Source organism: Alkaliphilus hydrothermalis (genome assembly GCF_016908555.1).
GTDB classification, from domain to species: domain Bacteria; phylum Bacillota; class Clostridia; order Peptostreptococcales; family Natronincolaceae; genus Alkaliphilus; species Alkaliphilus hydrothermalis.
In genome coordinates, this window is record NZ_JAFBEE010000018.1 from 26,192 (window position 1) to 39,237 (window position 13,046).

The 13,046-nt window shown below is 36.7% G+C and carries 14 protein-coding genes; all 14 read right to left on the bottom strand.

Going from position 1 to position 13,046, the window contains the following annotated elements; genetic code table 11:
* Positions 1 to 130 precede the first annotated feature (130 nt).
* The gene (locus JOC73_RS11725) at positions 131 to 1,615 is read right to left on the bottom strand and encodes a DUF6382 domain-containing protein (RefSeq protein WP_204403447.1); all 1,485 of its coding nucleotides are present in this window, start codon (positions 1,613 to 1,615) and stop codon (positions 131 to 133) included.
* 54 nt (positions 1,616 to 1,669) lie between these two features.
* Positions 1,670 to 2,104: a prepilin peptidase gene (locus JOC73_RS11730; RefSeq protein ID WP_204403449.1), complete on the bottom strand. Its 435-nt coding sequence runs from the start codon at positions 2,102 to 2,104 to the stop codon at positions 1,670 to 1,672.
* A gap of 46 nt (positions 2,105 to 2,150) precedes the next feature.
* Positions 2,151 to 3,269 (bottom strand): TadE/TadG family type IV pilus assembly protein, encoded by a 1,119-nt coding sequence (locus JOC73_RS11735; RefSeq protein WP_204403451.1) that lies wholly within the window; start codon positions 3,267 to 3,269, stop codon positions 2,151 to 2,153.
* A gap of 54 nt (positions 3,270 to 3,323) precedes the next feature.
* Positions 3,324 to 5,498, bottom strand: coding sequence for a DUF5702 domain-containing protein (locus JOC73_RS15425; protein WP_204403453.1), 2,175 nt, complete (start codon positions 5,496 to 5,498; stop codon positions 3,324 to 3,326).
* Positions 5,476 to 6,180, bottom strand: coding sequence for a TadE/TadG family type IV pilus assembly protein (locus tag JOC73_RS11745; protein ID WP_204403455.1), 705 nt, complete (start codon positions 6,178 to 6,180; stop codon positions 5,476 to 5,478). Before JOC73_RS11745 ends, JOC73_RS15425 begins: the two co-directional genes overlap by 23 nt.
* 67 nt (positions 6,181 to 6,247) lie before the next feature.
* Positions 6,248 to 6,427: a Flp1 family type IVb pilin gene (locus tag JOC73_RS11750; protein WP_204403458.1), complete on the bottom strand. Its 180-nt coding sequence runs from the start codon at positions 6,425 to 6,427 to the stop codon at positions 6,248 to 6,250.
* 87 nt (positions 6,428 to 6,514) lie between these two features.
* Positions 6,515 to 7,360 carry a type II secretion system F family protein gene (locus JOC73_RS11755; protein WP_204403460.1) on the bottom strand — a complete coding sequence of 282 codons (846 nt, stop codon included), beginning with the start codon at positions 7,358 to 7,360 and terminating at the stop codon, positions 6,515 to 6,517.
* 26 nt (positions 7,361 to 7,386) lie between these two features.
* A complete protein-coding gene (locus tag JOC73_RS11760; RefSeq protein WP_204403462.1) occupies positions 7,387 to 8,376 on the bottom strand; it encodes a type II secretion system F family protein in 990 nt (329 codons plus the stop codon).
* 8 nt (positions 8,377 to 8,384) lie between these two features.
* A complete protein-coding gene (locus tag JOC73_RS11765; protein WP_204403464.1) occupies positions 8,385 to 9,635 on the bottom strand; it encodes a CpaF family protein in 1,251 nt (416 codons plus the stop codon).
* Between the two features lie 40 nt (positions 9,636 to 9,675).
* Positions 9,676 to 10,809, bottom strand: coding sequence for an AAA family ATPase (locus JOC73_RS15165; protein WP_204403466.1), 1,134 nt, complete (start codon positions 10,807 to 10,809; stop codon positions 9,676 to 9,678).
* 123 nt (positions 10,810 to 10,932) lie between these two features.
* On the bottom strand, positions 10,933 to 11,466 hold the full coding sequence (locus JOC73_RS11775) for an A24 family peptidase (RefSeq protein WP_204403468.1): 534 nt from the start codon (positions 11,464 to 11,466) through the stop codon (positions 10,933 to 10,935).
* 581 nt (positions 11,467 to 12,047) lie between these two features.
* Positions 12,048 to 12,323 (bottom strand): hypothetical protein, encoded by a 276-nt coding sequence (locus tag JOC73_RS11780; RefSeq protein WP_204403470.1) that lies wholly within the window; start codon positions 12,321 to 12,323, stop codon positions 12,048 to 12,050.
* Between the two features lie 205 nt (positions 12,324 to 12,528).
* Entirely contained in the window at positions 12,529 to 12,831 is a 303-nt protein-coding gene (locus tag JOC73_RS11785; RefSeq protein WP_204403471.1) for a YhbY family RNA-binding protein, read from the bottom strand.
* A gap of 16 nt (positions 12,832 to 12,847) precedes the next feature.
* Positions 12,848 to 13,030 carry a hypothetical protein gene (locus tag JOC73_RS11790; protein ID WP_204403473.1) on the bottom strand — a complete coding sequence of 61 codons (183 nt, stop codon included), beginning with the start codon at positions 13,028 to 13,030 and terminating at the stop codon, positions 12,848 to 12,850.
* Positions 13,031 to 13,046 lie beyond the last annotated feature (16 nt).

Consider the following 13,046-nt stretch of genomic DNA (forward strand, 5'->3'; position numbering starts at 1 on the left):
ATGATATCTAAATTTTTCTCAATAGACAATATGAAGCCCTAAGCCTGCAAAAAGTACTCCTACAGGATTAGGGCTATCCTTCTATCTTATGATATCACATTTAAAACTTGTATTTCCTTGGCAATAACCGTTAGCGACTATTTTCCTCAAATGAAAATATGTATTCAGCATCTGCAAAAGTGACTCTGTCTTCATCCTTTAAAAGGAAATCAATATTACTTTGAATCCTTTCTCCATTCAAATATGTACCATTACGGGAGTTAAGGTCTTTGAGAAAGTATCCACCATCTACATGACGAATTTCAGCATGGACTCTACTTACAGTTTTTTTAGGCACTACATAATCCACCTGTTCCTTCAATTTTCCCACTATAAATAAATCTCCATTAATTGGCTTCTTTTCCTTGATCCCACCTTGAACACTGATTAAGTTGGGTCTTCCGTTACTGGACACCAATAATACTGTATCTAGATTTCCGGCATAGGTTCCTTTTTTTGGGTAAGCAGTATTTTCTTTAAAACCTTTTACTTGTTTTGAATTTGGTGGATGATCTTTCACTGTTTCCACTTCTTTTACAACTGTAATCCTTTCCTTAAGGAAAACTTTTTTGAAGAGAAGATAGTTTATTACCGACACCAAAATAAATACCCCCATAAGCGATGCTACATCAACCTGCCCTGTAGCAGGATTTTTCAGAATAGTTGTCTCAAGAAAAATCAATCCCACTGTAATTAGAATCAAGGTTTCTGATAAAAGAATCATTAATTTAGTCCTATTGGTGTAGTCCATTTCCTTTGCAGCTTGTTTTGCCTTGGATACCACCGTCTCTTTTTTCAATCCCTTTTTTTCTTTTAGAGTGGTATCTTTATTAGCTTTGTATTCTTTACAAGCCTTATTATCTTTTTTAATCACTATTTTTCCTTCTTCAAAGGGCATATGATTCTTCGGTGGATACTGTGACAGCTTATTTGAGGGGAGTTGCTCTTGAGGCTCTTTAGAACGAGTTTTTGTGCCTATTGTGCTTTCCCTCAACACTTCCCCCTTTAGTTCCCTTAAGGATACCAAGAAACCTTCTAAAGTAAAAGTCTGTAGGTTTAACAAGTATAGAATTTTTAAAAGTAGGTTGTCACTTGACTCTTCATTGGGATCTACTGCAACGATAAGACGATTGATTAATCGTCCAAGCTCCTGTCCCAAGTCCCCACCCTTCATAGGCGAGGGTATATATAGCAGGCTAATCTGTAGGGTCTCTGGGTGAATAAATATATATTCCTCTTGAATGCAATACCCATCATAATTTAGTAGAAAATTAGTTCCTGCTAAAATTCCCTGTAGAATTTCTATTAATATCTCCAATAACTCTATTTTTTTTAATTTTCGCCTTTCCAGTAGATTACTCAGTTTGAGCTTTGAGGTTATGTTATAGTACAAATACCTATAAATATCTTTTTGTCTTAAATTAAACTCTAGGAGAGAAGGTATATTATTGCTCAACATCATCTCCACTTGGTAACCATATAAGTCATCCTCTTGATTGACCTTTAATACTAAATAACTCCCCCTCACATCACTTTCAAAAGTGACTTCATAGGGTAATTTTGCTTCCTTTTCCATAGGTTACTCCCTTCCTTTAGTTTAGTTTTATCTATACCCACTCTATATGTTGGTTTATTGTAGAAAAAAAACTAGGATAGTGCTGACAAATATAAAGGGGGCAAAGGGTATCACTGTCTTTTTACTGACCCTTCCAAACACTAAAAGTACTAGACCAATCATTCCACTTAAAATGGAGGAAATCAGTACAATATTTAATAATCTCCACAAACCAACATACATTGCAAGACATGCTAAAAGTTTTACATCCCCTAGCCCTAACCCTCCCTTTGTTAGATGTGCAATCGCCAGTGCCAATCCCCCAACCACTGTTACCCCCAATAAAACAGAGGTAATGGATAAATCTTTGTTGAAGAAAAATAATAGTAATCCTATTAACCCTCCAGCTAGTAGGAGTTTGTTGGGAATGATAAAGCTTTTGAAATCGTAATAGGCAACTACTCCTAAAAAAATTATCAATATTCCATAGGAAACTAAAGACCAATTCATACCCCACCTCCTCATCAGTTTAATTTGCAACTTCCATCCCATAATCCTACTTTACAACAGTCACTTTGATGGTAATACTTCTATCGGCTGCATATTTTTTTGCATCTTCCATATGCTTCACTTGTTCTTCTGATAATTTTTCATAGGGAATAACAATATTTAATAGCTTTCCATTATAATCCCCTGGCCCTACCTTAGTTCCCTTATAGGTTCGATCAGTGAAATCCTCCAGCTCCCGAATTTCCGCAGTCAGCTGATAAAAGAATTTCCTTCCTTGATTACTGGCAAGACGGGTATCATGGCTTCGTATGGCCGTGACTTGCTGATTCTCCAGTTTATCAATAATGGGGAAATCCACGTCTAAATTGCTTCCTAAAAGCCCTTTTATTGCCCTCCCCCGTTTAAATACAGAAAGTCCCCAAACATCAAAGCCAGCCACTACAATTTCATCCACCAGTCCTGCTGGAAACAGTTCATCCCCTATTGTCGCAGACTTATTAAAATCTGTAGGTAAAGAGCCCCCCATCCACGCCCGTAAAGTTACCCGTTGAAGAATGGGGATTTCATTAATAAACTCAAAAGGTAATGGCAAGTCAACTCTATAAGAGACCACAATATCTATGTCTTGATTATCAGTAAGGTAACTGGACCTACTGAAGTCCAATCCCTCCCAACCCTCTACTATATTTAGCCTTTTTAATCTTAAATCTACACTGGGGTTTTTGGAAGTAATAAAATATTTCTTTGAAAGCTCCTTCACAATCATATTTCCAAAATGAACTTTCCCCTCATCATAAATATGGGCCGCTACAACATAGACTGTATCCTCCACTGCATTATCGGAGTTCATATTCGCATAATTTCCAAGCTTATCATCTAAATCTTTTTGTATACCATAAATCCCACTGGCATGATAGAGGTAACTAATATTTGATAGTTCATGGGCGGTTTCCGTCAAGGCATGATGCATGATTTCATTGAGGTAGTAAAGCCTGCTGAAGATCCCAATTGTCATCACTGCACAGATAAAAATCGGCAAAACAATTGCTGCCTCTACTGTTATAGACCCTTTGGAGCTGGTGCCTCTAACCCTTGTGAAGACCTTAAGACTTTTAAAAAACCTTAATTTATTAAGTCCTTTAAAACTAAATAAACCTTTTATCATCCTGTAGCTCCTCACTGTACAATCTACTACTTTAGTCGAATTCTTATATTTTTCCTAATACCCCTGCATGAGCTCCATTTTATAATGGGCTTGTCTATCCTTCTTGCCCCAAAAAAGCACCTTCATGGAATATTGAACTTTCAAATCGACAAAGGTATTAGATTGCTTGATTAGGTACTTTTCTCCATAAATAGGGTTCTTTTGAAGATTCAGCTGAATCAAATCCTTTACACGATTAATTTTTGTAGAATGGCTATAGCCTGGTCTAAGCAATAGGAACCTTACGTAATCCTCATAAATTAACTTCAAAGCTTCTTTTCCCCTATAAAAATTGACAGCCTCCCCCTTTAACAGTTGGTTGACATCTTCAACAGAGTAATTCATGGCATAGCCACATAATATTAATGTCTTAATCAATGGCATTGCCGCTGGTCCAATGGGTGCTGCCAAGCTTGTTGCTAAAATGGTGGCGCTCTCCACCAGTTTTGGGTCACTATATACATAAAGAAGATTGACTACAAACCTCATCATGATCAGATCTCTTTTTACAGCAGTGATATTTTCCTGCTGAGAGGGATTTCCATAGAGGATATATTCCACCTCTGAATTAAAAAAAGCAGTCCGTTGCTTTTTCTCCTGATTAACGTAATTATTAAATACATCTAGTATATATTCATTGATGTAAATCTCATTACGAATCCCTTCCCCCAGTGCCTCTGCTCCCCCCAGAATGGTTGAAATCATGTTGAAGCTTTCATCACTATATCCCAAATCCTTAGGTTCATAATCAAACTCTATTGGTGAAAAATTGAACTTCCCTTCCATCCCTTTGGATGGTAAAATATCTTGTAGTTTTTGAGGAATTACAATACTATCCTTTTCCTTTGTGCTCAATAGATCATTGGCTTCCCTTGCAGCCTTCTTCCTTTCATCCGCTTCCCTGGCCTCCTTTTCTTCTTCAGGTTCCAGTTGCCACTTATAATAAGTCAGGTCATTGTTATACTGATTAATTTTAATATTGTAATCCTTAACTTTACCATTGATTTCACCGACCTCACCACTGGCGTAATTTTCATTTCTTCGATAAGCCACAGTGGAGTTAATCTGATTAATCAGCAGGAGGGCTTCCCGAAGACTTTGATAATTTGCTCCACTCACCTCCACCAAATCCCCAATGCTGTATTCTTCAATGGCTTTTCTGTATTTGTCCAATTCCTTTTTCATGGTGGCTATATCAACATTTGTCCCTTCCAGAGCCTCAATCTTACTTTTGATAGCAAGCATTTTTTCTTCTATTTGACCAGCCAACTGTTGTATTTTAGCATTTGCCTCCATGTGGCCCTTTAGTTTGCTGGTAATCTGTGTTATCTGACTTGTCAGTTGTTGATCAGCATTACTGATTTTTTCCTGCAGGGCTGCGATACCAGCTCCTATTCCTGCTATTGAGTCTTCCAACTGCTTTTTATCCTCTGGTGGAACATTCGCCAGCAACCCATGTTGATGCTGTAATTCTTTTAAAAGCTGATGTTTTTCACCTTGCAAAGCCACAATAGTAACCACATCTGTCCCGATTCCTTCCCCCAATTGCTTGTACTGTTGATGATTAAATCTCTTTGCCTTTTGTATTTCAACTAACAATTCCTTTTCCATATGGGCTAGGTCGTTTAGTTCCCTTTCAATTTCAATTTTCTCCTTTAGTAAAGTAGCATTTTCCTCTACAGTGGACATGGCTTTGATTTTTTCATAGAACTCCTCCACTAGAATTTTAGGCCCTCTATATTTCATATGTTCCAGTATTTGCTGCCTAAGGACAACATCCTCCTCCAAAGAATATCGGGGGGTGACCTGTAGCTTTTCTATATTAAATTGATAAAGATCCCAATAATCTGCTTTGGACTTTAGAACTGGGCCCTCCAAGAAATCTGTTGGTCTTAAACCTTTATTCATATATTCCTTAACAAAGGCCTCCATCTCCCCTTGGGGCATTGCCAATGCAAATAATCCATATTCCTTTTTTAGGGTCTGGTCATAGTGGGATAGGGTAGAAATAAGAGCCGTAGAAGCCACCCGTTTCATGGTTGCATCCCCTGTACGGATTCTGGCACCATCCACCAGCATACCTGTAAGGGTAATGACGACCAATAGGGTTATACTTAAAAAGACTGTGATGGTTCCCTTTTCTCCAAAGTAGTCTTTTTCATCTTGCTTATTGCGATTGAAGTAAATCACCGATTTTCTCCTTTATCAAATTTATATTTTCGTTATATTGTTCCTTTATTGCTTTTGTTAACTCAAAGTCATCCATTAAATTTGTGGCCAAATCAACATTTCTTATAAACTCAGCAGAATCCTTCACGATGGATTTTGAATCTACCTCTACAGTGTATTGATTTCCTAATATATTTAAGCCCCCCACCAAAGGAAGCGGAATGTTATATTTTACTGCCAACGAAATATTTACTTCCCTATAGATGATTAAATCCTTGTATACCACCTTCACATTACTCTCCTTCAATCCTAATACAGATTTTTCACTTATCTTTTTAGCAAGATAATCCGCTACCTTCTTCTCCTTAGTAGCGGTATCCACCAGCAAGGTTAATCGCCAATAGAGGGGAGTTTTAATTTCGTCATCACCAATAGAACCTGAATCTAGTAGTGGAGTGATCTCATCGTAGGAGCTGATTCTTCCCCAGCCGATTGCCACCCCCTCTGCAGTGGTATTAACCAAAGATTGGAGATGGGCGTACTGATACATAATCACCACCATATAAATGACAGAAAGTATTGTTAGGATGATAAAGGGAAAAATCAACGCCAATTCCACCGTCATACTTCCCCTTTCTTCCTTTGGAGTATCCATTGATTCCTCTTCATATAAATTGAAATATGAGTCCATGTCACTTTTCATTCTCTCAACATCCTTTAAGAAGGGGAAGATAAAATAAAGTGTATCCCCCCTGTTTTGATTGCCTTTATTAGATTTTTTGTGGATCTATTTCATTTCCTTTAATTTTACCTAGTACATCTCTTACAAATTCAGCTATAGCAGTTTTGAATATGAGAGCTAAACCCACTAAAACAGCAACCAATAGTACCAATTCTACAGTACCTAATCCACCTTCCTCCACTAGGAATCCTTTGATTTTCTTTAACATGCCTCTCCCTCCCTTCTCGAAATTAAAATCAATAGCTTTAAAACCTTAAACGATAATTGATATAAACATTCTTAAATATTTTTAGTACTACATCATCCTCAATGCTAAAACCGCTGGTGTCATTACGATTAAAAGGATGGCAGCAAACATAATCATCATGGGGATTAATAATTTAGTAGATGCCTCTTCCCCCAATACCTTTGCCGTGTTTTTTCTGGACTCCCAACATTCAGTAGTCAGTAACCTAAGCATTGAAATGGTTTCTTCATTTCCCTTTTTCAGATTTTGAATGATTAAAGAAACAAATTTAAAAATTTCTGGATTCCTACATCGATTTGCAAAGTCCTCATAGGCCTCCTCTTCAGATTTTCCATTTCTTATTTCATGGATTGTCACCCTTAGTTCTTTGTACAGGGGTCGGTCCCTCACCTGTTCTGCTACGATTCGTTCCCATGCCTTTGAAACATTAAGTCCAGCATTCATCAGTAAAATCAGTCTACTCAAAAACACAGTAAAGTCCAATTTAATCTCCAACTGCCTTTTCTTAAACTGCTGCTGCACTTCGTTATTCAAAGCAAATATAACGCCTACGATGGCTAGAATCGAAAAAAATATAAACTCTGTACTAATCTCCTCCAGAATCACTGCAAAGAATGCAAACAATAAAACCACTAATAGCGTCAATGTAACTTGATTTGCCCAGTGGACCTCTATATACTCCCTACCTTCCTTTCCCCCATGAATCTGATTAAACAATAAAATCATCCTTTGGTCATAGCCCGTATTATATTGATAATCTATTTGCTTCATTAAGTAATGCCCCATCCCTAAAAATCGTTTTAAGGGGTAAATTTTTTCATCCAACTGATTAAATATGTCTTCATACTTCCCTTTTGACAGAAAATAGAGTAGGATTAATACTACTAAATTCATAACAAGCCAAACTTTTAAAACCATCGCTACACCTCAATCCTGACAATTTTTCTTGTAATTACCATGGAAATCCCAAAGAGGAGTATAGCCACCGTCATGACAATTTTTCCTGTCATGCTATTAAATACAGGAGCCATATAGTCTGGGGCACTCCACGTCAATACCGATACCATCACCACTGGAATGATATTTAAAATTTTTTGCTCGAATTTTCGTTTGGAAAGCATCAGATCTAACTCCTGTTGAAACTCTATCTTATCAGTGATCATCTTTGAGGTGTTCTTCATCACCTCCACTAAGTTGCCACCTGTTCTTTTGCAAATCATCAATACTTCAACAAAATTTTGTATATCCTCACTGTGGCTTCTTTTGGCAAAATCCAAAAAAGCCTCCTCCACCGTCACATTCATTTCTATTTTTCTGACGATATATTGCAACTCCTCGACAATATAGGTGTCGTTATATGGATACAAAAGTTCTAACTCCTTTACCCCATCCCGTATTGCCATCTCTAGAGATTTCCCCACCGATAAAGAGGATGTGATGACATAAAGTGCCTCCTTGAATTCTAGATTTAGTTGCTTTTTCTGTAGTTCAATTTTGTCCCTTCTCTTGTAGGAAGGATAGAATAAAGCAACAGGAGTCAGTAGGAAGGCTCCAACCCAACTCTGATAAAATATGTAGCCAATGATATATAGCACCACCACCGCCAATGACAGATAGATTAACCTCTCCCTCTGCCCCATAGGGTATTGGTTATAATCGTAAAGCCAACTATTAGGAACAGTTTCCCTATAGGCTTTAGCTACTTTATGATCATCATCCTTACCTTGCTCGACTGCTTTTTTTACCTCTTTTACTCCCTTGCTTTTACTGAAGAGTTGCCTTCCTTTTGAAATCATAGAATCAACAAAATATTTTCCGCCTTTAGTCGATTTCTTATCGGCAATCTGAAGTAGGATGATCCCCCCTAGAGCTAAGATTCCTATTATTATTAAAATCCATCTTATAATCATAACGCCACCTAATCCCTTTCACTGGAATCCAACTTTATACCGGCTAATTTTAGCTTCAAGGTATTCGATAGTTGGTTTTCACTTCTTTTTAAACTTCCAATGACCCTCTTTTGAACATCTTCACCGATTTCTTCAAATTCAAATAATGGATTGAGACGAATTTTTCCTTTTTGAAAATCAACAACCTCGGTAATTTCCATCACCCGTCTTGACTTGTCTCTGATTCTGGCAAGATGAACAATAATATCTATTCCACTGGCAATCTGTTGCCTGATAGCCTCTAGGGGTAGAGGGGTTCCACTTAGAACCATGGTTTCCAATCGACTAAGCATATCCTTTGTGGAGTTGGCATGACCAGTTGATAGGGAACCGTCGTGACCTGTATTCATTGCTTGAAGCATATCAATAGCCTCAGTACCCCTTACTTCTCCAACAATAATCCGATCAGGTCGCATCCTTAGGGCGGTTTTAATCAATTCCCTCATAGGAATACCATTTTTCCCTTCAACATTGGCGGTACGGGTCTCCAGTTTTACTAAGTTTTCAACCCCTTTTATTTGAAGCTCTGCCGAATCCTCTATGGTAATAATCCGTTCATCCCTAGGAATGAAATTTGATAAAACATTTAAAAAGGTGGTCTTTCCCGAACCTGTCCCTCCACTAATGAAAACATTGTACCTTGCCTCCACCATTCTTTGTAGAAATATGGCAGCCTCCTCCGTCAGGGATCCCATCTCCACCAACTGCTGGATGGTGATTGGGTTTTCTGGGAATTTTCTAATCGTAAGGATCGGGCCATTCAGTGCAACGGGGGGTAATACCGCATTGATTCTAGCACCATTTTGTAGCCTTGCATCTACAATTGGTGAAGCCTCATTGACTACTCTATTGACCTTTGCAACGATGGATTGGATAACATCCTCCAGCTTTTTTTCATCGGTAAACTGTTGTTCTAGCCGTTGGCTTTTTCCACCTCTTTCAATAAATATATCCCGAGGGCCATTAATCATAATCTCTGTGATGGATTCATCCTCCAAGAGAGGTTGAAGAATATCCAAACGTCTCATGGAATTGAATACCGACTCTATAATGGATTGTTTTTCTGAAATCTTTAAGTAGCGTTCTTTAGAATGATTAAAGACAGAGGTTTCGATAAGCTCCTCAATTTCTTCATCAGTAGGGTCCTTCATATAATCCATATTCTCTTTGATTTCGGCTTTAATCTTTTCTATTAATTCCTTTAATTCTGCTGTTTCCATAAAAATCTCCCTTTAACGATTCTTTTATTTCCTATATTTCCTATATTTCCAAAGTATTTAACATATCCAAAACAGCCTTTGCCAATGGGCTACTGCTATTTAGCACCAATTTACCATCACGTTTAACCCAACTTTCGCGACTTTCAGGCAAGTTAAATTTGATAAACTTCTCTTCAACATCTATCTGAATTTCCTCCACTAAGTCATCGCCATCATCCACCATGCTACAGTTCATAATCCAAATAATTTTGTCCAACAACTTATCTTTCACCTGTGGCGTCCTATTGATTTGTTCTAAAAGCTGATCTCCTTTTGTTCTTGCGATGGGATCATGATTTAGAATCATCATAACTTTATGAGACATTGTCATAAATTTAAGATTGTTGGAGTCAAAATTACTCGATAAATCCAATATGATATAGTCATACATACGACTACCCTCAAGTTCTGTTAAAAGATACTCAATATCCTTTGGCTCAATTTCCTCCAGTTCCAATGGACTATCAAGGGGTGCTATATAATGAATCTGGGTGGCATAATCCTTCATCACCATAGATTCCAACTTTAAGGTAAGGTTTTTATTCCTATTCTTTGTCAAATAAAAAATATTTGAAAGACTGTACTCACTCCCTTGTTGAAAATATATATACTGGGAAGAGATCCCCTCAAGATTTAAATACAATACCTTTTTCCCCATTTGCGCCAACAGGGTGCCCGTAGCAACAGCAACAGTAGTCTTTCCTACCCCTCCCATGGGAGAGTATATGGAAAAAATTTTACATCCTTCTGACTTCCCTACCGTTTGATTATTTGTTTCGGAGAATCCACTGTGGATCTCCTCCTCTACAAATGCATCCATAATTTTTGAAATCAAAGCATCACAGGATTGAAATTTCTTAATCAAAGGAAGCTGACTTGACTCTACTTGAACCAATCCCTCCGATAATAGGAAAATTTTTTTTATCCCCAAATGATTTAAATCCTCTGTGTAAAAACCACTATTTACCAATAAAATGTCTACTTCCTGAGGATTTTTCTTTAGATAATCCAGTAAATACTCCTGTTTTGAAAAGAAACCTAAATAAAATCGTTCCTGCTGATTCACCGAAAAATATTGTTCCAAAGCCCCCAAGTACCGTTGGTCTGGGTCTGCAATTAACAGTTTTAACCTCACTTCTTCACCCTCCTATTGCAGATTTACTTCAATTACTCAAATATTTCCCTCTTGCTCTCTTGCTTATTTTCTCTCAATTGCTCATTTTCATCTATTGCTTATTCATTTCTTTTTTGCCCCGTCTTACAAGGGCTTCAAGAAAATCATAATCATCACGCCTGTAAATATGGCTACTGCAAAGGGAAATTTTCCATCCCTATCTTTTTTGATTTGGGTATAGCCATTAATTTTTCCACTTATTATTGTCATGCATATATAGTTGATTAAATACTTAAGTCTCTGCCTTCCATTTTTTCTGATGATCATTAGCCCCAGTGCAATAAAACCCCCACTAATAAAAGAAACTACCATGGTTTTCAAAACAAAATCTTTCCCCATCAAAGCGCCAATGGCGGCAAAAAGTTTTAAATCCCCCGCCCCCATTGCCCCTACTATATAGAAAATGAGTAATAAGACAATAGGAATACCTATTCCATAGAAAGACTGAAGACCACCTATCCATCCCCCTACAACTAGATTTAATATCAGTCCCACTACCATGAAGGGATATACAATAACATTTTTTATTTTATTTGTTTTCCAATCAGTATATAGTGACATACTGATAAGGATAATTAATAGACCATAGTTAATAAATATAAACTTTTCTATAACCATTGAACTTCTCCTATTTTATACATATTTAAAATCAAATCCTTTTACTTATCTATCCACAATCAGTTACAATAAATACTTTTATTCTATATTTTTTCCGAAACTCCTTTATTTTTTCGTCGGATTTTATATTATTTTGCAGATTATAAATAAGAAAAAAGACCCATTAATTCAAAAGGTTGAATCATTGGATCTCTACTTTACAATATTATCATTTTAGTTGTAACTTGCTTTAACGATTAAAACCTTATTCCTCTAATATACTATGATTTTTTTAGCTGTTCATTTAGGAGGTAGCAAACCAGAGCATGAAAACCACATCTTACCACCCTATAATGTTCTTTTTTCTACAACCTCCAATCGGGTCCCATTAAGCCTTGCATTTTATTCCCTCCTTTGATTTGCTTTCAATACCCATTATATAACATATTACATGCTAGTTCTTTGAAGCGACCCAGAAGATATGTATCATCAACAGGACACAAAAAACTCTCTTATAGTTTAAGTTAATCAAGCCATAAGAGAGTTTTTTGAAGACCATTAAAACTGCATTAAGTAAGTAATTTTATATTTTATATGTTATTTTACAGTCGCCAATCGGCCCCAAGTATTCCACCAAAACGAGCCCAGCCTTCCTTTTCTTCACCGTCTATGGTATATACTACTCTATATACCACACGCCCTTTACTCACTACTTTAAAGGGGCCTGTTCCTGCAAGAAAAGTGCTTCTCTCTATTGTAATAACCTTTCCACCCATAGATTTAATTTTATTATGGATTCTTTTCTCTCGGCGCTTTCCTTGGCTCATTACAACCCATATACATACAGCTAGGGTCAAAATTAGTACTAGTACCTTCATCTTGTTTTCCTCCTTCGTAAATCTTACCATGTTGTCCTGTTATTACATTATATACTATTTTGCATAAATATAAAAATTTTACGTAAAAAAAACTTCATATTTTTGCAGTTAGACGATAGAAAAAGTTTGGTCTATACATTTATATTAATTAAATGTAGAACTTTCCTATCCGTTATAAAAAAAACTAGTGATTTCTCACTAGTTCTTATTTTTTAGGTCTTGGTAATTCAATTCTAGGATTATTTTTTGATCTTCTAAATAGAACAAATTTATTTCCAATAGCTTGAACGTATTCAGCCTTTAGTAGTTCTGCTGCTTCATTGGCTGTATCTTTAGTATCTAATAAAGCCGTCTCTAGGATCGTTACCTTAACAAGCTCCCTTGACTCTAAAGCTAAGTCCAATTGTTCTAAAAAACTTACCGTCAAACCAGCTTTACCGATTTGAGTAATTGGCTTTTCCTTGTTTGCTAAACCTCTTAAAAAACTTCGTTGCTTTCCAGTTAACATTGATCTGCTCCTTTTCTTATACCTCTACTTCTTTCCTGCTCTTTCTGCGATGAACCTCATATTCTTTAACACCCTTCTTCCAACCTGTACGAATCTTCTCAACACTTGTTGATTGCTCACTAATTACAAAATCATTTTTAGCTAAACAAAAATAGGTTTTGGCATTTACTTTGCAGTTTTCACAGTTTATACAGTTCATACTTACTTCTAGACCC

Bases quoted from the DNA above. Each gene is read 5' to 3' on its own strand.
- JOC73_RS11725 (WP_204403447.1), bottom strand. From the start codon at position 1,615: ATGGAAAAGGAAGCAAAATTACCCTATGAAGTCACTTTTGAAAGTGAT.
- JOC73_RS11730 (WP_204403449.1), bottom strand. From the start codon at position 2,104: ATGAATTGGTCTTTAGTTTCCTATGGAATATTGATAATTTTTTTAGGA.
- JOC73_RS11735 (WP_204403451.1), bottom strand. From the start codon at position 3,269: ATGATAAAAGGTTTATTTAGTTTTAAAGGACTTAATAAATTAAGGTTT.
- JOC73_RS11745 (WP_204403455.1), bottom strand. From the start codon at position 6,180: ATGAAAAGTGACATGGACTCATATTTCAATTTATATGAAGAGGAATCA.
- JOC73_RS11750 (WP_204403458.1), bottom strand. From the start codon at position 6,427: ATGTTAAAGAAAATCAAAGGATTCCTAGTGGAGGAAGGTGGATTAGGT.
- JOC73_RS11755 (WP_204403460.1), bottom strand. From the start codon at position 7,360: ATGAATTTAGTAGTATTAATCCTACTCTATTTTCTGTCAAAAGGGAAG.
- JOC73_RS11760 (WP_204403462.1), bottom strand. From the start codon at position 8,376: ATGATTATAAGATGGATTTTAATAATAATAGGAATCTTAGCTCTAGGG.
- JOC73_RS11765 (WP_204403464.1), bottom strand. From the start codon at position 9,635: ATGGAAACAGCAGAATTAAAGGAATTAATAGAAAAGATTAAAGCCGAA.
- JOC73_RS11775 (WP_204403468.1), bottom strand. From the start codon at position 11,466: ATGGTTATAGAAAAGTTTATATTTATTAACTATGGTCTATTAATTATC.
- JOC73_RS11780 (WP_204403470.1), bottom strand. From the start codon at position 12,323: ATGAAGGTACTAGTACTAATTTTGACCCTAGCTGTATGTATATGGGTT.
- JOC73_RS11785 (WP_204403471.1), bottom strand. From the start codon at position 12,831: ATGTTAACTGGAAAGCAACGAAGTTTTTTAAGAGGTTTAGCAAACAAG.
- JOC73_RS11790 (WP_204403473.1), bottom strand. From the start codon at position 13,030: ATGAACTGTATAAACTGTGAAAACTGCAAAGTAAATGCCAAAACCTAT.